Source organism: Eleftheria terrae (assembly GCF_030419005.1).
Taxonomy (GTDB): domain Bacteria; phylum Pseudomonadota; class Gammaproteobacteria; order Burkholderiales; family Burkholderiaceae_C; genus Caldimonas; species Caldimonas terrae.
Map to the genome: position 1 here is coordinate 2,679,698 of NZ_CP106951.1, position 17,964 is coordinate 2,697,661.

Genomic DNA, 17,964 nt, shown 5'->3' on the forward strand with positions numbered 1-17,964 from the left:
CGGTTTGCGCAGAGGCCGGCACAGCCGGCGCCAGGTCCACACGCTCCGTGCCGGACCACCCGACCCGACATGATGCCCTCGTCCTGTGGCGTAGTTCATGGTTTGCAGGGCCTGGCTACGGGAAAGCGCGGTGCGCTGCGGCTTGACCCCCTTCCACAATGGCTGGGCTGTTCAAGGGAGTGTCACTTGAAATACACCAAAACAAGCCAGGGGGCCGAGGTCATCAAGTCGCGCAGCATGCCGCTGGGCCCTCGACTGCGTACCTTGCTGCTGCTGTGCGATGGACAACGGTCCGACACCGAGGTGCTGGCGACCACCCAGGGGATGGGCGCGAGCGCGGCCGACATGCAGGAGCTGCTGGCGCTGGGCCTGATCGAAGCAGTGGGCGGCACACCGCGTAGCATCGGCACGCCCGCAGCGGCAAGCAGCACCTCGCGTCCCGCCGCGGGCGACCCGGCGCCCGTGACGCCGGCGGCCGGCGTGCCGGCCGACCGATACCAGCTGGCGTACCGCATGGCCACGCAGTTCACCTCCGAACTGGGCCTGCGCGGCTTCCGGCTTCAGCTGGCGGTGGAGTCGGCGATGAACTTGAAGGACCTGCAGGATCTGGCGCCGCGCATCAAGGACGCCCTGATCGCCGCGCACGGCCCGATCAAGGGGGCCGACAAGGCGCACGAGTTCGAGCAAGTGCTCAGCGGCGGCTGAGAGGCCAGGGCCGGCACCGTTCGCCCCGGCGCCCGGGCGCCGCGCCGCCGTGCCCCTCAGCCTCAGCCTCAGCCTCAGCCGTTGCCGCCGCTGGCGGCGCGCTGCAGCTCGCGCAGCACATCCAGCGCCTTCTCGGCACTGGCCCATGGCACGAACAACTGGTCGTGCCTGGCGGCAGCGACACATTGCAGCTGATGCCCGCCTGCCCCAGCGCGGAGGCGAAGGCGGCCGTCAAGCCCACGGCATGCAGGTCGGACGGCACCCGGAGGGTGATCCACGCGGCCCTGAACAAGGCTGGCCAGCCGCGTTGCCGGGCCTCGCCCTCCTCGACGATCACCGTCCAGCCTTCCGCCTCGCGGAAGGTGCCCAGCACCGTCTTGCCTTCTGGCGGGCGCGCCTGGGGCAGGCAGCAGTACACATACACGCCTTCGTTGAGCACCGGCTCCAGCCCGCGCAACAGGGCCTGCAGATCGGACAGCGGTGCCACGTCCATCTCAGTGCTCCTTGCCGGGCGGGGCGGCGGGAGGGGCTTCGAGCATGCGGTAGGCCAGCAGCGCGGTCTGCACCACCCGGTCCAGCGGGGTGGCGCAGCCTTCCAGCAGCCAGGCAGTGGCCACGTGGATGTTGAAACCGATCAGCCCGGCCGCCAACAGACCCGGCTCGGCCTGTCCGGCCGGCGCGCCGGCCGGGCTGCGGGCCAGCAGTTCCCGGGCCAGGGCGGTGTATTCGTGCAGCGCGTCGCCGCACAGCTGCAGCACGTCCTGGTTGATGCTGAGCGCGTCCACCAGCAGGAGGCGCGCCTGCGCCGGATGGTCGCGCACATATTCGAAGAACACCCGCAGGCCCGCTTCAGCCATCTGCAGCGGCCGGTCCTCGGCATGGGCCTGGATGGCCGGCAGGGTGCGCTGCTTGAGCTGGCCCAGCACCTCGGCATAGGCGGCCGCAAACAGCTCGGCCATGCTCTTGAACGACTCGTAGAAGTAGCGCTCGGTCAGGCGGGCCTGGGCGCACACCTCGCGCACCGTGGCCGCGTGGTAGCCACGCTCGCCAAACACCGCAATGGCGGCCTCGACCAGGCGGCGGCGACGCTGCTGCTGCCGCTCCTCGGCGGGTACGCCCAGGTAGTGCCGCCGGGCAGACGATGACGGAATAGATCGACTCACGAAACCAGCCGCCGCCCGGCATCCCAGGAAAACCGCAGCCTGCCGGGCGTCCAGGCCGTGCCGCCTTGGCACCGCAGCTGCGGCACCGGGGTCCGCAAACCCGCGGCCATTATGACTACCCTCATTGTTGACATTGTTTGTTGTCAACAATAGATTCGCAAAACGCAGCGCCCACCGCCTCGCCCGGACACCCGCGCCGGACGGGCTGGCGCAGCCCAAGGAGCACAAGGTGGAGACAAGCAGCACCGAGGAGCAAGCGGCCGTCATCATCGTCGGCAGCGGTTTTGCCGGCCTGTGCATGGCGATCCGCCTGAAGCAGGCCGGCATCCACGATTTCCTGATGCTGGAGCGCGGCCCGGAGGTGGGCGGCACCTGGCGCGACAACCACTATCCCGGCGCGGCCTGCGACGTGCCGTCGGTGCTGTACTCGCTGTCGTTCGAGCCCAATCCCGACTGGTCCCGCAAGTACCCCACCCAGCCGGAGCTGCTCGAATACCAGCGGCACTGCGCGCGCAAGTACGGCCTGCAGCCCCACCTGCGACTGAACGCCGACGTCGCAGGCTGCCGCTATGACGATGCCAGCGCCCGCTGGCAGGTGCACACCCGTGACGGCCGCCGATTCTCGGCACCGGTGCTGGTCAGCGGCATGGGCGGGCTGAGCAACCCGGCCATGCCGGAGCTGCCCGGGCTGCCCGGCTTTCGTGGCACGGCCTTCCACTCGGCGCAGTGGGATCACGGCTGCGACCTGCGCGGCAAGCGGGTGGCGGTGATCGGCAGCGGTGCCAGCGCCATCCAGTTCCTGCCGCGCATCGCGCCGCAGGTGGCCCGGCTCGACTACTACCAGCGCACGCCGCCCTGGGTCATCCCCAAGCCGGACCGCCCCATCCGCGACTGGGAGCGCTGGCTGTTCCGCCACCTGCCGATGACGCAGAAGCTCTGGCGCTGGTGGACCTACTGGCTGCTGGAGATGCGGGTGATCGCCTTCACCTCGGCGCCGAAGCTGATGCGGGCGGTGGAATGGGAGTCGCGCCAGGCCATGCGCCGCCACATTGCCGACCCCGAGCTGCGCCGCCGGCTCACGCCACGCTACCGGGCCGGCTGCAAGCGCATCCTGCTGGCCAACGACTACTACCCGGCACTGGCCCTGCCGCAGGTGAACGTCATCACCGACCCGATCCGCGAGATCCGCCCGCACGGCGTGGTGACCGCCTCCGGCGAGGAGCGGGAGGTGGACGTGCTGATCTTCGCCACCGGCTTCAAGGTGCAGGAGATGGCACCGCCCGGACTCTACGTGAACGGCCGCGGGCTGGACCTGGCCGACGCCTGGCGACAGGGGCCGCAGGCCTACCTGGGCACCAGCGTGCCGGACTTTCCCAACCTGTTCATGATCGTCGGGCCCAACACCGGTCTTGGGCACAACTCGATGATCTACATCATCGAGTCGCAGGTGCGCTACATCGTCGACGCGATCCGGACGATGCACCGCGATGGCCTTCAAGAGGTGAGCGTGCGGCCCGAGGTCAGCCGCCGCTACAACGAGGAACTGCAGCGCATGCTGCAAGGCACGGTGTGGAGCAGCGGCGGCTGCCGCAGCTGGTACCTCGACGCGCAGGGGCGCAACACCACCTTGTGGCCCAGCTTCACTTTCCGCTTTCGCCAGCGGCTGCGCAGCTTCCAGCCCGGCCGCTATCTCATCCGCAAGGCCGGCTGACGCCGCCCCCCTTCCGAGGAGCCCCTTCATGCGAGCCGATCCCCAAGCCGGAACCCGGGCCGAACTGCCGCCGCTGTCGCGGCTGCCCAGCGTGCGCCACCTGCCGCCTTCCCGGGCGCCCGGACAGCGCCTGGCCGCCGCGCTGTTGAGGCTGGGCTCGCGGCTGACCTTCAAGGCACTCGTGGGCCCGCCGTTCCCGGTCGGTTTCCAGCGTGCGGTGGCGCATGCGCTGGCCCTGCCCGCGCTGCCCGGGCGCGCAGTGGACATCCGGGCCGAGCGCATCCGCCACGCCAATGGCGAGATGGCTGCGGAGCGCATCCTGCCCGCGGGCCAGCGGCCGGCCCGCGCCATCCTCTACCTCCACGGTGGCGCCTTCTGCATCTGCAGCCCCCGCACCCATCGGGCACTCACCACCCGGCTGGCGCGGCTGACCCGGGCGCAAGTGCTGGTGCCGCACTACCGCCGCACGCCGGAGCATCCCTTTCCGGCCCAGATCGACGATGGCGTGGCCGCCTATCGGCAGCTGCTGGCCGAAGGCGTGGCGCCGCAGGACATTGCCATCGCTGGCGACTCGGCCGGCGGCACGCTGGCCCTGCTGGTGCCGCTGGCCTTGCGCCGCCTGGGGCTGCCGCTGCCGGCGTCACTGGTGCTGTTGTCGCCCCTGACCGACACCCGGCTCAACGCACGCAGCCTGCAGGAGCGCGGCCGGCGCGATCCCCTGCTGCGGGCCGGCTGGGCCGAGCAAGCCGGCCGCTGGTACGCGGTGGATCCCGCCCACCCGCTGGCCAATCCCATGCAGAGCGACCTCGCCGGCCTGCCGCCCACGCTGGTGCAGGTGTGCGAGGACGAGATCCTGTACGACGATTCCGTTGCCTTCGCCCAGCGCTCCGCAGCGGCCGGCAACCAGGTGGAGCTCGAGATCATTCCCGACGGCTGGCATGTCTTTCAGATGCACGCCGCGGTGCTGGCCCAGGCCGCCGCGGCACTGCAACGGCAGGCGGATTTCCTGCTGCGCCACTGGAGCCAGGCCGCGCACCGGGAGGCGGCATGAAAAGCTTTCGCGACAAGGTGGCAGCCATCACCGGGGCAGCTTCGGGCATGGGCCGCGAACTCGCCATCGAGCTGGCCGCGCGCGGCTGCCACCTGGCCTTGAGCGACATCGACGAGGCCGGCCTGCAGGAGACCGCCCGCCTCGCGTCCACCGGCGCGGTGCGCATCCGCACCAGCCGCGTCGATACGGCCGACCGGCAGGCCCTGCTCGACTGGGCCGCCGCCACCGCGCGCGAATTCGGGCGCGTGAACCTGATCTTCAACAATGCCGGCGTCTCGGTGTCCAGCCTGCTCGCGGATGTCTCGCGCGAGGACTTCGAGTGGATCATGAACATCAACTTCTGGGGCGTGGTCTGGGGCACCCAGGCCTTCTTGCCCTACCTGCAGGCAGCCGGCGAAGGCCATGTGGTCAACACCTCCAGCCTGTTCGGGCTGCTGGCCGTGCCCGGCCAGGGGCCATACAACGCCAGCAAGTTCGCGGTACGCGGCTACACCGAGGCCCTGCGCATGGAGCTGCAGCTGAGCGGCCAGGCGGTCAGCGCCACCTGCGTGCACCCCGGCGGCATCCGCACCAACATCGCCCGCAGCGGCCGCATCGACCCCGGCATGCGATCCCTGACCGGGCTGGATGCCGAAGAAGCCCGGCGCCGCTTCGACCGGCTGCTCAACACCACCTCCGCCCGCGCAGCCGCGCGGCAGATCCTGCGCGCGGTCGAGAAGAACCGTCGCCGCGTGCTGGTGGGGCCGGACGCCCGCCTGCTCGACCTGCTGGTGCGGCTGTGCGGCTCGGCCTACCAGCCGCTGCTGGAATGGTTCACCCGCCGGCTGCTGGCGCGCCAGTCGCGTCGCCCGCTGCCCGCCGCCGAGTGAAGCGCCCGGCCGGCGCCATCCCACGGCACGCAGGCAACGGCACCGCGGCGGCGGTGGCGCCAATTCGCGGCATCATCGCCGCATGCACAACTCGCCTTCCCCCGACCCGCTGCACGGCAAGACGCTGGAGCAGCTGCTGCACGAACTGGTCGATCACTTCGGCTGGCCAGAGCTTGGACGCCGCATTGCCATCCGCTGCTTCACCAGCGACCCGAGCATCGGCTCCAGCCTGAAGTTCCTGCGGCGCACACCCTGGGCCCGGGCGAAGGTGGAAAGCCTGTACCTGTTCATGCTGCGCGAGCAGGCCCGGCAGGCTCGGGGGCCGGGCGGCCCGGCATAGCCAGGCAGCTGGGCAGCTGGGCAACGGCCGGGTAGTGCCGGGCGCGACGCCCCGCGGCCGCCGCGCCCGGCACTACCCGGCACTACCCGGCACTACCCGGCACTACCCGGCACTACCCGGCACGCAGCGCCGCGGGGCGCCGACACGCCTGCGCGCGCAGCCCAGCTCGTTCACCAGTCGGGCCAGCCACGGCCTGCAAGCAGCGATGCCGACTTGGGTCGCAAGGCCGCCCGCTCAGGCGGGCTGCACGGGGCGGTCGCGGAAGATATGGACCGCGTCCGCCACCACCGCGCCTGGCCCTGCAGGCGGTGCGCCGCGTCGGCCAGTGGCTCCACCATCGACGCGTTCTGCTGCGTCAGGCTGTCGAGCCGGGCCATGGCCGCATTCAGCTGGGTCACGCCGGCCGCCTGCTCGCCGGAGGCATGGCTGATCTCGGCCACCAGGCCGCTGACGCGCTGCACCGTCGCCACCGTCTGCTGCACCGTCGCACCGGTGTCCTGCACCAGCCGGCTGCCAGCCTCCACCTTGGCCGAGGCGTCCTCGATCAGCGTCTTGATCTCGCGGGCCGCGCCGCTGGTACGCTGCGCCAGCGCCCGCACCTCGCCGGCCACCACCGCGAAGCCGCGGCCCGACTCGCCGGCGCGAGCCGCCTCCACCGCGGCATTCAGCGCCGGGATGTTGGTCTGGAAGGAGATGCCGTCAATCACCGCGATGATTTCGGCAATACGGGCCGAGGCATGGCGGATCTCCTCCATCCGCGCGGCCGCTTCGCTGGCGGCACTGCCGCCGCGTTGCGCCACATCGGCCGCTTCCTGAGCCAGGCCCGCCGCACTGCCGGCAGCGTCGGCGTTCTGGCGGATGGAGGCCGTCATCTGCTCCAGGGCCGCCGCCGTCTGCTGCAGCTGACCCGCCTGCTCCTCGGTGCGGCCGAACAGCTCCTCGCTGCCCCGCGAGATGTCGTCGGACGTGCCGTGGATGCCGACCACCTCGCGCCGCACGTCACCGATGACGGCTTGCAGATTGACATTCAACTGCCCCAGCCCGCGTGCCAGCCGGCCCGCCTCGTCCCGGCCGTGGCCCGCACAGGCACCACCCAACTCGCCGGCTGCCATGCGGTTGGCCGCCGCCGTCGCACCGCGCAACGGCGCCACGGCGGCACGCCCGAGCCAGCTCGCCGCAGCCAGCGCCAGCAGCGCCGCGCCGGCCAGCGACATCGGCCACGCACCCGGCTGGCCTGGCAGAGCCGAGCCGAGCGCGGCACTGGCCCAGGCCAGCAGCAGCGTCACGCCGACCAGGCGTGCGCGGGCCCCGGGACGCAGCCAGTGCCCGAGGCGGCCCATGGCATCGAGGCGCACTGGCTCGCCATGCCCCAGGCCGATGCGGCGCTCCGTGCGGGCGGCCTCTTCGCGCAGCCTGCCGTAGAGCGCTTCGGCCGCCTGCACCTGAGCCCGGCCCGGCCGGGTCCGCACCGAGAGGTAGCCCACCGTGCGGCCGCCTTCGAGCACCGGCGTTACATTGGCCTGGACCCAGTAGTGGTCGCCGTCCTTGCGGCGGTTCTTGACCATGCCGGACCAAGGCTGCCCGCCTGCAGCGTCGCCCACATGTCGCGGAAGGGGCCTCGGCCGGCATGTCGGGATGACGGATCAGGTTGTGCGGCTGGCCCAGCAGCTCACCGCGCTCGAATCCGCTGGCCTCGATGAAGGCCGGTTGCAGTAGGTGATGCGGCTCTTCAGGTCGGTTGCCGATACCAGGGTGGCCCCCTCGGGCCGCAGGTACTCGCGATGGGACAGAACCGTTGTTTCTCATGGCGGACGCAAATGGCGGCATCGATGGATGCCAGCGCCAAGGCCGGGAGCGGACCCCGCGGCCGGGCGGCACGGTTGCACGGAAGGCGCGGCAAGGGCGCCATGGCGCGGCCAGGGCCAGCGCCTCTGCGTGCCATTTAGACCGGCAAGCACGGCCACTTGAGTCGCGCCCCCAGGAAATTCCCTATCCGGGCGCCGCGGCCGCCGGCCTGGCGGCCGAGCGCCACAGCTCGCCAGCCAGCCGGTCGATCTCCTCGCGCAGGTGCAGCCGTGCCAGCCAGTGCGCCGGCAGCCCCGCCACCCCGTAATAAGCACCGGCCAGCTGGCCGGTGATGGCGGCGGTGGTGTCGGCGTCATCGCCGAGATTGGCCGCCCGCAGCACCGCCGCCTCGAAAGACGAGGTGGTGGCGAAGCACCACAACGCTGCCTCCAGCGACTCCACGCAATAGCCGCTGCCGCGCAGTCGGGCTTCGGACTGGCCTCGCCAGCTGCCGGCAGCCAGCGATGCCACGCGTTCGCACTCCCCGCCCACGTCGCCCAGGTCCAACACTTCGTCCTTCGGTGCACCGGCCAGCGCGCGGTGCAGGCACAGCGCCAGCAACTCGCAGCACGCCAGCGCCTCGGGCGCCGCATGCGTGGTGGCCGAGCTGGCGCGCGCCAGGGCACGCACCCGGGCAGCGTCGGGATGCGCATGCAGCACCACCGGCGCCAGGCGCATCAGCGAGCCGTTGCCAGCGGTGGCCGGATCGGTGGAGCCAGCCATCGGCTCGCCGGTGAGCTGGTAGCGCTGCAGGGCGCGCAGCACCGTCATGCCGATGTCGAAGCACTCCCCGGTGGCGCTGTAGTAGCCCCATTGCCACCAGTTGACATAGCGGTTCATCTGGTCGCGGGCATCGAAGCCGCCGCAATGCAGCAAGCTGGCCGCGAGGCACAAGGCCATGGAGGTGTCGTCGGTCCACTGCCCGGCCGCCAGCTCGAACGGGCCGCCGCCGACCATGTCGGTCAGCGGCTCGAAGCTGCCGCGCGGGCAGAACTCCACCGTGGTGCCCACTGCATCGCCACAGGCCAGGCCCAGCAGGCAGCCGCGGTAGCGGTCCAGCATCGATGTCATGGTTGCATGTCCTTTCTGGAAGGTCGCACCGCCTGCGCTAGTCGCCACCACGCGGGCTGAAGGTGCGGGGAAACACCACCGGCGCCGCCCGGTCGAGCAGCCGGTAGCCCATCGCGGGCCGGTGCGACTCGCCCTCCACATACCCGGCCTCCACCAGCCACTGCGCGGCCAGCATGCGGGTGCGGAAGCCGCTCTTGTCCACCGGACGGCCCAGCACCACCTCGTACATGCGCTGCAGCTGCGGCAGCGTGAAGGGTTCGGGCAACAGGAAGGCCGGCAGCGAGGTGTATTCCGCCCGGCCTTTCAACCGCTCCACCGCCGCCTTCAGGATCTCTGCGTGGTCGAAGGCCAGGCGCGGCCGGCGCAGCAGCTTGGCCACCTCGAACCAGCCCACGTCGGCCGCATTGGCGCCACGGGTGAGCACCACCTCCGCGCACGGTACCAGGGCGAAATACACATGCGTGGCCGACCAGCCGCGCGGGTCGCGACGGGCACTGCCCCAGCTGCCCAGCTGCTCCAGGTAGGGGCTGCTGACGCCGGTCTTGTCCTTCAGCTTGCGGCGCGCGCAGGCCAGCAGGTCGGCGTCGAGGTCGATGTCGACGAAACCGCCGGGCAGCGCCCATGCCGACGGATGGGGCTCGCCCGGTGTGTCGGGGCGCTGCACCAGCAGCACCTGCAAGGCCCCGTCGGTCACGGTGAAGATGACCACGTCCACCGTGGTGTACGGCAGCGGGAACGTCGGCACTGCCGGCCTGGCGGGGGCCGGCGCCTGGGCGGATCGGGGCGTCCTGGATGACATCTCGGCTCCTTGGCGTTGACGGTTGCGTTGTTAAGTTGTATTGTACAACCCATATAAGTTGTTCTGTACAACCTATAGCAAGAACACCAGACACCTCACAAACAACAAGCAGGGAGCCTCACATGTTTGGCATTCGTTTCGTCAAGGCACAGCCCACCGTGCACCTGATGCAGTTTCGCGGCGGGCGGGTGGTGCGCGAAGGCGTGGGCCTGTCCTTCTTCTATTACGGCCCCACCTCCACCCTGGTGGCGGTGCCGCTGAGCAGCCAGGACCGGCCCTTCATGCTGGAGCTGGTGACGGCGGACTTCCAGAGCGTGACGGTCCAGGGCCAGGTCACCTACCGCATCCGCGAGCCGCGCCGCACCGCCGCGATGATGGACTTCTCGCTCAGTCGCAGCGGCCAGGGGCATGCCAGCGAAGACCCGATACGCCTGGGCGAGCGGGTGGCGATGCAGGTGGAGGTCATCATCCAGCAGGCGGTGCAGTCGATGGACCTCAAGCAGGCGCTGCGCGCCTCGGCCGACATCGCGCTGGCCGCGCAGGACGCGCTGGCCAGTCAGCCGGAGCTGGACGCACTGGGCCTGGAAGTGCTGGGCGTGTCGATCATCGCGGTCAAGCCCACGCCCGACATCGCCCGTGCACTGGAAGCCGAGGCCCGCGAGTCCAACCTGAAGGCGGCCGACGACGCGGTCTACCTGCGGCGCATGTCGGCGGTGGAGAACGAGCGCGCCATCCGAGAGAACGAGCTGGACACCGAGATCGCGGTCGAACAGAAGAAGCGCCAGATCCGGGAAACCCAGATGGAAGCCAAAGCCGCGCTGATGCGCAAGGAGAACACCTTGCGCACCGAGCAGATGGCAGCCGATGTGGAACTGGAGGAACAGCGCAAGGCCTTGGTGGCCCGGCAAGCCGACAACAGCCGCCAGCTGGCGGAGGCCGAGGCGCACCGCGTCGGCTCGGTGATGCAGGCGCTCGAACAGGCCGACCCGCGCATCGTCCAGGCGCTCGCTGCAGCCGGCATGCAGCCGGGGCAGCTGATCGCCCAGGCTTTCGGCGGCATTGCCGAGAAGGCCGAGCGCATCGGCCAGCTCAACGTGTCGCCTGACCTGCTGAGCACCCTGCTGGGCCAGCCGGAAGCCAGCGAGGCACGCAGCGGAGGCGGACGTGAACGCGGGCGCTGAACGCAAGGTGGTGCTGGTGACCCGCCGCACCCGGCTGCAGGACCTGGTGGCGCAGCACCACACCCTGGCCCAGGCCCGCTTCTATGTAGAGCACATGGGCGCCGACTTCTCCGACTACCTGGCCGAGGACCAGGCCCATGCCGAAGGGCTGCGCGTGGCGCGAGAGGCCCTGCGCGGCTGGGGCCGCGCCCAGGTGATCGAGCGGGGCCACCTGCCCAACTTCATCTTCGGCAGCGAGGACATCGTGGTGGCGCTGGGCCAGGACGGCCTGGTGGCCAACACCATGAAATACCTGCGCGGCCAGCCACTGATCGGCCTCAATCCCGAGCCCCGGCGCTGGGACGGTGTGCTGCTGCCCTTCGAGCCGGCCGACCTGGCCCGGCTGCTGCCCGAGGTGGCGCTCGAGCGGCGGCCCACCCGCAGCGTGACGATGGCCGAGGCCCGGCTGTCCGACGGGCAGACGCTGCGCGCGGTGAACGATTTCTTCATCGGCCCGCGCAGCCACACCTCGGCCCTGTACGAGATCCAGCTGGGCGAGCAGCGGGAGCTGCAATCTTCCTCGGGCGTGATCGTCTCCACCGGCCTCGGCTCGACCGCCTGGCTGCGCAGTGTGGTGGCGGGCTCGGTCGGCATCGCGCAGGCGATGTCACCCTTCGAGGTCGATGCCGCGCCCTGGCAGCCGCTGCCGTGGGACGCCGACCACCTCGTGTTCGCGGTGCGCGAGCCGTTTCCCAGCCGCTCCTCGCAAGCCACCCTGGTGTATGGCGCGGTGCAGGCCGGGCAGCCGCTGCGCCTGCGCTCCCGGATGCCCGAGCAGGGCGTGATCTTCTCGGACGGCATCGAGGCCGACTACCTGCGCTTCACCGCCGGCATGGAAGCCACCGTCGGCGTGGCCGAATGCCGCGGCTGCCTGGTGGTGTGACGGCCAGCCAGCTGCTCTTTGCCATTCAAGACAATGAACAACAAGAACGACAACAGGAACATCAAGACCATGACGTCCGATCCTTCACTGAAGCGCACCAGCAAGTTCCTCAGCCTGGTGCTGCGGCATCAGCCGCAGCAGCTCGGCCTGGACATGGATGACGCCGGCTGGGTGGCGGTGGACCGGCTGGTGGCCAATGCCCAGCGGGCCGGTCATCCCCTCACGCTGGAGCTGCTGCGCCAGATCGTCGCGCAAAGCGACAAGCAGCGCTTCGCCTTCAGCGAGGACGGCCTTCGCATTCGCGCCAACCAGGGCCATTCGGTGCCGGTGGACCTGCAGCTGGCGCCGGTCCTGCCGCCCGACTGGCTCTACCACGGCACGGCCGCGGGCCGAGTCGCCGCCATCTTGCAAGAAGGCTTGCAGAAGCAGCGACGCCACCACGTGCACCTGAGCGAGGACCGCGAGGTCGCACTGGCCGTCGGCCGCCGGTACGGGCCGCCGGTGCTGCTGCTGGTCGACAGCCGGCGCATGGCGGCGGACGGCCACACCTTCTTCCGCTCGGACAACGGCGTGTGGCTGGTGGAGGCGGTGCCGCCCGCCTATCTGAGGCAGCTCTGAGCTGCCGGGCGCAGGCAAAAAAATGCGGGCCGGGTGGCCCGCATCTCAGCGTCGGAGGACCGCGCAGGGCGGTCACGCCAGCGGTCACGCCAGCGGTCACGCCAGCGGTCACGCCAGCGGTCACGCCAGCGGTCACGCCAGCGGTCACGCCAGCGGTCACGCCAGCGGTCACGCCAGCGGTCACGCCAGCGGTCACGCCAGCGGTCACGCCAGCGGTCACGCCAGCGGTCACGCCAGCGGCCGGGCACTCGAGGTGCCCGGCCGCCCCACCGCCGCAAAGACGGTGGCGATGCTCAGTGGCGCACGCGCGCGGCGTCGGGCGTCAGTGAGCGGGGGGCCGGCGCGTAATGGTCAAACTGCATCGAGTACTGTGCGCGTCCCGAAGAAAGCGCACGCAGCTGCCCGATGTAGCCGAACATCTCGCCCAGGGGCACATGAGCCTGGATCACCGCGGCCGTGCCACGCTGGTCCTGGCCCCGCACGTGGCCGCGGCGCCGGTTCAGGTCGCCGATGCAGTCGCCCAGGTACTCGGCCGGCGTGACGACCTCGACCGCCATCACCGGCTCCAGCAGCACCGGGCCGGCCAGGGCAGCCGCTTCCCGGAACGCCGCCACGGCGGCCAGCTCGAAAGCCAGCGCCGACGAGTCGCGCTCATGGAAGCTGCCATCCAACAGCGTGACTTCCAGGTCCACGCAGGGGAAGCCGGCCACCCCACCCGCCATCGCCGCATGCCGCACGCCCGCTTCGACACCGGGGATGAACTCGCGCGGGATCGCGCCACCCACCACCTGGCTCTCGAAGCGCAGGCCCGTGCCACGGGGCAGCGGCTGCAGGCGCAACAGCACCTCGGCAAACTGGCCGGGGCCGCCGGTCTGCTTCTTGTGCACGTGCCGCACCTGCGCCTCCCGGGTGATGGTCTCGCGGAATGCCACCTGAGGACGGCCCACCACCACTTCCACACCGTAGCGGCTGCGCAGCTTCTCCAGCGACACCTCCAGCTGCAACTCGCCCATGCCCGACACCAGGGTCTGCCCGCTTTCGGCATCCTGGTGCACCCGCAGGCTCGGGTCCTCGCGGACCAGGGCCTGCAGCGCCTTGCCCAGCTGCTGCTGGTCGGCCTGCGTCTTCGGTGACACGGCCACGTCGATCACCGGCTCGGGAACCGTGATCTCCTCCAGCAACAGGGCATGCGCCGGGTCGCACAAGGTATGGCCGGTCAGCGTGTCCTTGGCCCCGACCACCGCCCCGATGTCACCCGCCTGCAGCTCGCTCCTTTCCACGTGGCGGTTGGCATGCACCTCGTAGAGGCGCGCGATGCGTTCGCGCCGCCCGGTGCTGGCGTTCAGCACCACGTCACCCGGCCGCAGCCGGCCCCGGTAGACCCGCACGAACACCTTCGCACCGTGGGCGTCGGCCACCACCTTGAAGGCCAGTGCCGCGAGCGGACCATCGGCGTCGCTTTCGGGCTGCCCTTCGATCAGCACCTCGCCCGGCGCCGGCAGGTAGTGCACGACCGCGTCCAGCAAGGGCTCCACGCCCTTGTTCTTGTATGCGGACCCGGCCAGCACCGGCACGAAGGCGCCGGCCAGCGTGCCCTTGCGGATGCAGGCGCGCAACTGCTCGACACTGGGTTCCTGCCCGTCAAGGTAGGCCTCGAGGACGGCATCGTCTTGCTCGACCGCCAGCTCCACCAGGCGTTGCCGCCATTGCGCCGCCAGCGCCATCAGCTCCGGAGGCACCTCCTGGTGCGACGGCACGCCGCCCTGCTCGTCCGACCGCCACACCAGCGCATCGCGCCCGAGCAGGTCGACCACGCCACGGAAGCCGCCCTCGCTGCCGATGGGCCACTGCAGCACCAGCGGACGCACGCCCAGGCGGTCCTGCATCATCTGCACCACCCGCCCGAAGTCCGCGCCGACGCGGTCGAGCTTGTTGATGAAGGCAATGCGAGGCACGCGGTAGGCATCGGCCAGGCGCCAGTTGGTCTCGGTCTGCGGCTCCACGCCGGCCACGCCATCGAACACCACCACCGCGCCATCGAGCACGCGCAGGGAACGGTTCACCTCGATGTTGAAGTCGATGTGCCCCGGCGTGTCGATCAGGTTGATCTGCGTGCCCTGCCAGAACACCGTCGTGGCAGCGCTGTTGATGGTGATGCCGCGGCGCTTCTCCTGCTCGTCGAAGTCCATCGTTGCGGCGCCGTCGTTGACCTCGCCGATGCGGTGGCTCTCGCCCGTGTAGTACAGGATGCGTTCGCTGGTGGTCGTCTTGCCGGCATCCACGTGAGCGATGATGCCGATGTTCCTGAGTTTCCTGACGATAGGGGTGTTCATAGGGATCTTTCTTCGGGCGCCCTGCAGCTGCGGGCGGCCCATGCCGGTGGCTTCTGGCCGCCACGGGCGAAGGAAAGATCCGCCCGGGCTAGCCGCTCACTTGCTGGTCAAGGCCCGACGCGACGGGCCTGCTGCCCGCACCGCGTCGTGCCACGCTGCCGCCAAAGTACGGGCGCAAGTCCCCCGTGCCTTGGCGGTCAGGAATCGTGGCGATCAGCTTGTCGTAGGTGCGCATGGCAGGAATGAAGATCAAAAACAAAAAACCCCGGAGGTGCGAACCTGCCGGGGCTGGAGATGCCGGAAGGCTCGCGGCCTCCCGATAAAGATCGAAAAGCCGGACTAGTCAGCGAAAGTCGCGCGCACACGCTGCGCGCCGACCTTGCGGTCTTGCGCGTTGTGGAGGACGTTCACGGAGGCGTTCATGGCTTCTGTTGATATCGTTGGCGGCGCACGGGCGCCGCATCAATGCAAGTGCATATTGTGAGGCTGTCTTACCTTGGCTGCAAACGCAGCCGCTCTTTCACTGTGGCATCAGCCTCACACCCGGCGGCTGATGCCACCGGGCAGGAGGTCGCGCCTGTCGATGCGCTCACCGAGCACTCAGCTCGTGCTTTACGGTGCCGCCGGACCGCCCGCCATGGAGGACGCCAGCAAGTCAGCAGCCCCCACAGGCGAGCGCATCGACGCCCGGTCTCGTGCCGCAGGGGAGCGGCTCCATGCCGACCCCTGCCCTCTCCGACCCGCCGTGACGTGGATCTGTCCACGCCGGCATGTTTGGATGTTGTTCATGTCTGAACTCTCGACATCGCCCGCTGTGAAGCGACACGCACGAGAGTGCAAGGCCCGGACCATCGCTCTCACGGCAGCATCAGGGCTGAACCAGGACGGCGTCAGCGCTGTGCCGGACCCGGGAAGGCTGTTCCTCATGGCCACGCGGCGAAGATAGCGGAGGCCGGCCCGGGCATCAACCCACCGGAATGGGGGTACCCTCGAGCGTCGAGCGTCCTGCCCGGCTATGGCCAGCGCCGCATGCGCCGCTGCTGTGCCGACCTTGTTTCGCATGTGAAGGGAAGTGCGGTAGCGAAGCTGCGCTGAGCGAGCCCGCCTTGCTGGCGCAGGCACGCACCAGCAGCAGGGCGGGCCACCTCCTGGCCCGCCGCGTCGCGGCCGCCTGGTGCACCGGGATCGAGGTGGCAGCGGTCAGCAGGGGGTACGCACTGGCCCCGGTCGCCATCCGGGGCCGGCATCGAAGCCATCGTGCATGACACGGACCCGCCGCGGCCTTGCTGGGTCCCCGCGGTCCGATTCGAACGGACATGCCACCCGGCGCCGGCTTCCAAGACCGGTGCGTCTGCCAATTCCGCCACGAGGGGGCGTTGCGATGCCGGATCCCTTCCTCCCATTGCGGTTGTGCTCGGACGTGAGTGCGGCCCAGCCGCCCAGCACCCTCGCTGCACGACACCGTCTTGCAGCTGCGACGGTGGCGCACCTCCCGGCCAGCCCCTGCTGAGGGGCGGGTCTGTCAGGCCGGTTAGGTGCGAGCACACCCGCAATGAGATGTCGACACGGTGTTGGAAAACAAACAAGAAGGCCCGGATCCTCAACGGATGCCGGGCCTCGACGGATCGAGCGCGGAGGGCGGTGCTACTGCACGGAGCCCTCACCCGGACGGGGGCGTCTTCATGGCCGGGCCAGCCCGCCTGCGGCAGGCCCAGCCCGTGGAACGTTCCCGTGATCGAACTGCGACAGCCCTGTGACACCGCGCACACGGTCGCGTGGCGGCCCTGGCGGGGCAGCTGGCGTCGAGCGATCGAAAGGCGGGCGGGCATGGGGGGCTTCGCCCGGTTGATGGCAGGGCAGCGTCAAAACGCTGGCTGCCGCCGCTTGCAGCGGCACACGGTGTGCTGACCCCGGGAGTCCACCGCAAAGACTGTTAACTACAGCACCGAGCACCGGCTTTCAAATTCTTGCCGCGCGGTGTGCTGGCGGGACGCTGGCACGGCTGATGCGTCGTCGGAGCTTGTCCGACACGGCGGGGCGAAACCCGCGCGGTCCCTGGAGGTCGTACCCACATGAAAACTGCCTGGTATTCCCCCCCGAATGCGCGCGATCTCAGCTACGAGATTCGCTATGACGAACAGACCCTGGCTGTGTTCCTGAACGGCACGCTGGTCGAAACCGCCTACTTCGACACCGACGCGTTGGCGGCCGTGGGCCCGGAGCCGATCCTGGACATCGGCAGGCGCCTGGTCGAACGGCGCCACCCGGCCCCGCAGGCATCGCGCGGCTGGGTGCTGGCCCGCGACTGGGAACGCGCCAGCCGGCCGCGCTGACGCGGCTCCCACGTCGCACCGATGCAGCGCATGCCGCCGCATCGTGGCGCGCCGCTGCGTCGCCGCGGTGCTGACGAAAAACTGCGGCGGGCCGCCGGGGCGGCTTCGGGCCAAAGCAGGGGCCGAGGCTCAGTAGGGCACCTGGTCCGAGGGGTACTTCCAGAAGTCCTTCAGCAGGTAGTTCATCGGCAGGCGCAGCACGGTGTTGCTCGGCGGGATGGGCATCTCGAACCACTTCTTGTAGATCTCGTGGATCTCGCGGGAGTAGATGAGGCGGCGCATCTCCTCGTCGACGATGCGCTTGAACTCGGCGTCGTTGGTTGGCAGCATGAAGGCCAGCGCCTCGACCGAGAGGAACTTGCCGGTGACCTTGAAGCGGTCGGCATCCTTGCGGGCGGCGATCAGGGCATAGAGCACCACGTCGTCCATGGCGAAGGCATCGGCCTGGCCGGCGGCCACCATGTCGAGCGCCTTGGCCTCGCTGTCGGCCTCCAGCACCTGCAGGCCGAGCAGGCGCTCCTGGTTGGCCTGCTTCAATGCGGCCAGCGGGGTGGTGCCCTTGACCGACACCACCCGCTTGCCCTGCAGGCCGTCGATGCCCTCGACCGTGCTCGACGCCGGCACCGCGAAGCGGGCACCGGTGACGTAGTGCGGCACGGTGAAGGCGGCTCGCTTGCGGCGCTCGGCATTGTTGGTGGTGGAGCCGCATTCGATGTCGGCCTTGCCTTCGGTGATGGTGGTGAAGCGGCCGTCGGAACTGACCGGCAGGTACTCGGTGCGCAGCGCCGGCTGCTTGAGCTGCTTGCCGATGGCCTCGACCAGGCGCTTGCAGACGTCGATGGAATAGCCGATCGGCCGCTTGGCGGCATCGAGGTAGGCGAACGGCATGGTCTCGGATTCATGCGCCAGCACCACCGAACCGCGCTTGACGATGCGGTCGATGACAGGGCCCGCGAGGGCGGTCTGGCTGGTCAGCATGAGGGCAGCCAGCAGGGGGAAGGCACGGGACTGTTGGAACATGGG

The 17,964-nt window shown here is 70.1% G+C and carries 15 protein-coding genes, 1 tRNA gene and 1 pseudogene; 9 read left to right on the forward strand and 8 right to left on the reverse strand.

What is annotated here, in order from left to right:
• The first annotated feature begins 186 nt into the window (after positions 1-186).
• Entirely contained in the window at positions 187-705 is a 519-nt protein-coding gene (locus N7L95_RS11760; protein ID WP_301259996.1) for a hypothetical protein, read from the forward strand.
• Between the two features lie 74 nt (positions 706-779).
• On the opposite strand, the pseudogene N7L95_RS11765 reads toward N7L95_RS11760, so the two are convergent.
• Positions 780-1,198, reverse strand: a pseudogene (locus N7L95_RS11765) (ACT domain-containing protein).
• A 1-nt stretch (position 1,199) separates the two neighbouring features.
• Positions 1,200-1,868 carry a TetR/AcrR family transcriptional regulator gene (locus tag N7L95_RS11770; RefSeq protein WP_301259997.1) on the reverse strand — a complete coding sequence of 223 codons (669 nt, stop codon included), beginning with the start codon at positions 1,866-1,868 and terminating at the stop codon, positions 1,200-1,202.
• A gap of 229 nt (positions 1,869-2,097) precedes the next feature.
• Here N7L95_RS11770 and N7L95_RS11775 point away from each other — a divergent pair, with 229 nt between their 5' ends.
• The 4 genes from N7L95_RS11775 to N7L95_RS11790 all read left to right on the forward strand — a co-directional run bounded on the left by N7L95_RS11775 (position 2,098) and on the right by N7L95_RS11790 (position 5,839).
• A complete protein-coding gene (locus tag N7L95_RS11775) occupies positions 2,098-3,579 on the forward strand; it encodes a flavin-containing monooxygenase (RefSeq protein ID WP_301259998.1) in 1,482 nt (493 codons plus the stop codon).
• A 28-nt stretch (positions 3,580-3,607) separates the two neighbouring features.
• On the forward strand, positions 3,608-4,630 hold the full coding sequence (locus N7L95_RS11780) for an alpha/beta hydrolase (RefSeq protein WP_301259999.1): 1,023 nt from the start codon (positions 3,608-3,610) through the stop codon (positions 4,628-4,630).
• A complete protein-coding gene (locus N7L95_RS11785) occupies positions 4,627-5,499 on the forward strand; it encodes an SDR family NAD(P)-dependent oxidoreductase (RefSeq protein ID WP_301260000.1) in 873 nt (290 codons plus the stop codon). Before N7L95_RS11780 ends, N7L95_RS11785 begins: the two co-directional genes overlap by 4 nt.
• Positions 5,500-5,581: 82 nt before the next feature.
• Positions 5,582-5,839 (forward strand): VF530 family protein, encoded by a 258-nt coding sequence (locus tag N7L95_RS11790; RefSeq protein WP_301260001.1) that lies wholly within the window; start codon positions 5,582-5,584, stop codon positions 5,837-5,839.
• A gap of 170 nt (positions 5,840-6,009) precedes the next feature.
• Here the strand turns inward: N7L95_RS11790 and N7L95_RS11795 are convergent, their stop codons facing one another.
• From N7L95_RS11795 to N7L95_RS11805, 3 genes are all read right to left on the reverse strand, one after another.
• On the reverse strand, positions 6,010-7,404 hold the full coding sequence (locus N7L95_RS11795; protein WP_301260002.1) for a methyl-accepting chemotaxis protein: 1,395 nt from the start codon (positions 7,402-7,404) through the stop codon (positions 6,010-6,012).
• A 424-nt stretch (positions 7,405-7,828) separates the two neighbouring features.
• Positions 7,829-8,755: an ADP-ribosylglycohydrolase family protein gene (locus N7L95_RS11800; RefSeq protein ID WP_301260003.1), complete on the reverse strand. Its 927-nt coding sequence runs from the start codon at positions 8,753-8,755 to the stop codon at positions 7,829-7,831.
• A gap of 37 nt (positions 8,756-8,792) precedes the next feature.
• Positions 8,793-9,554 carry an NUDIX hydrolase gene (locus tag N7L95_RS11805; protein ID WP_301260004.1) on the reverse strand — a complete coding sequence of 254 codons (762 nt, stop codon included), beginning with the start codon at positions 9,552-9,554 and terminating at the stop codon, positions 8,793-8,795.
• Between the two features lie 122 nt (positions 9,555-9,676).
• Here N7L95_RS11805 and N7L95_RS11810 point away from each other — a divergent pair, with 122 nt between their 5' ends.
• Genes N7L95_RS11810 through N7L95_RS11820 form a run of 3 tightly spaced genes read left to right on the forward strand, consistent with a single transcriptional unit; the run spans position 9,677 to position 12,275 of the window.
• Positions 9,677-10,735: an SPFH domain-containing protein gene (locus N7L95_RS11810; protein ID WP_301260005.1), complete on the forward strand. Its 1,059-nt coding sequence runs from the start codon at positions 9,677-9,679 to the stop codon at positions 10,733-10,735.
• On the forward strand, positions 10,719-11,657 hold the full coding sequence (locus N7L95_RS11815) for a diacylglycerol kinase catalytic domain-containing protein (protein ID WP_301260006.1): 939 nt from the start codon (positions 10,719-10,721) through the stop codon (positions 11,655-11,657). Before N7L95_RS11810 ends, N7L95_RS11815 begins: the two co-directional genes overlap by 17 nt.
• Positions 11,658-11,690: 33 nt before the next feature.
• Complete coding sequence (locus N7L95_RS11820) at positions 11,691-12,275, forward strand: RNA 2'-phosphotransferase (RefSeq protein ID WP_301260007.1); 585 nt, start codon at positions 11,691-11,693, stop codon at positions 12,273-12,275.
• A gap of 293 nt (positions 12,276-12,568) precedes the next feature.
• Here N7L95_RS11820 and fusA read toward each other — a convergent pair whose 3' ends face one another.
• Positions 12,569-14,608, reverse strand: a complete 2,040-nt coding sequence (gene fusA, locus N7L95_RS11825) for an elongation factor G (protein ID WP_301260008.1) — start codon at positions 14,606-14,608, stop codon at positions 12,569-12,571.
• A gap of 1,287 nt (positions 14,609-15,895) precedes the next feature.
• Positions 15,896-15,982 (reverse strand) — tRNA-Pro (locus N7L95_RS11830).
• 698 nt (positions 15,983-16,680) lie between these two features.
• On the opposite strand from N7L95_RS11830, the gene N7L95_RS11835 reads away from it, so the two are divergent.
• A complete protein-coding gene (locus tag N7L95_RS11835; RefSeq protein WP_301260009.1) occupies positions 16,681-16,941 on the forward strand; it encodes a hypothetical protein in 261 nt (86 codons plus the stop codon).
• 129 nt (positions 16,942-17,070) lie between these two features.
• Here N7L95_RS11835 and N7L95_RS11840 read toward each other — a convergent pair whose 3' ends face one another.
• Positions 17,071-17,961 carry an amino acid ABC transporter substrate-binding protein gene (locus tag N7L95_RS11840; RefSeq protein ID WP_301260010.1) on the reverse strand — a complete coding sequence of 297 codons (891 nt, stop codon included), beginning with the start codon at positions 17,959-17,961 and terminating at the stop codon, positions 17,071-17,073.
• Positions 17,962-17,964: the final 3 nt, after the last annotated feature.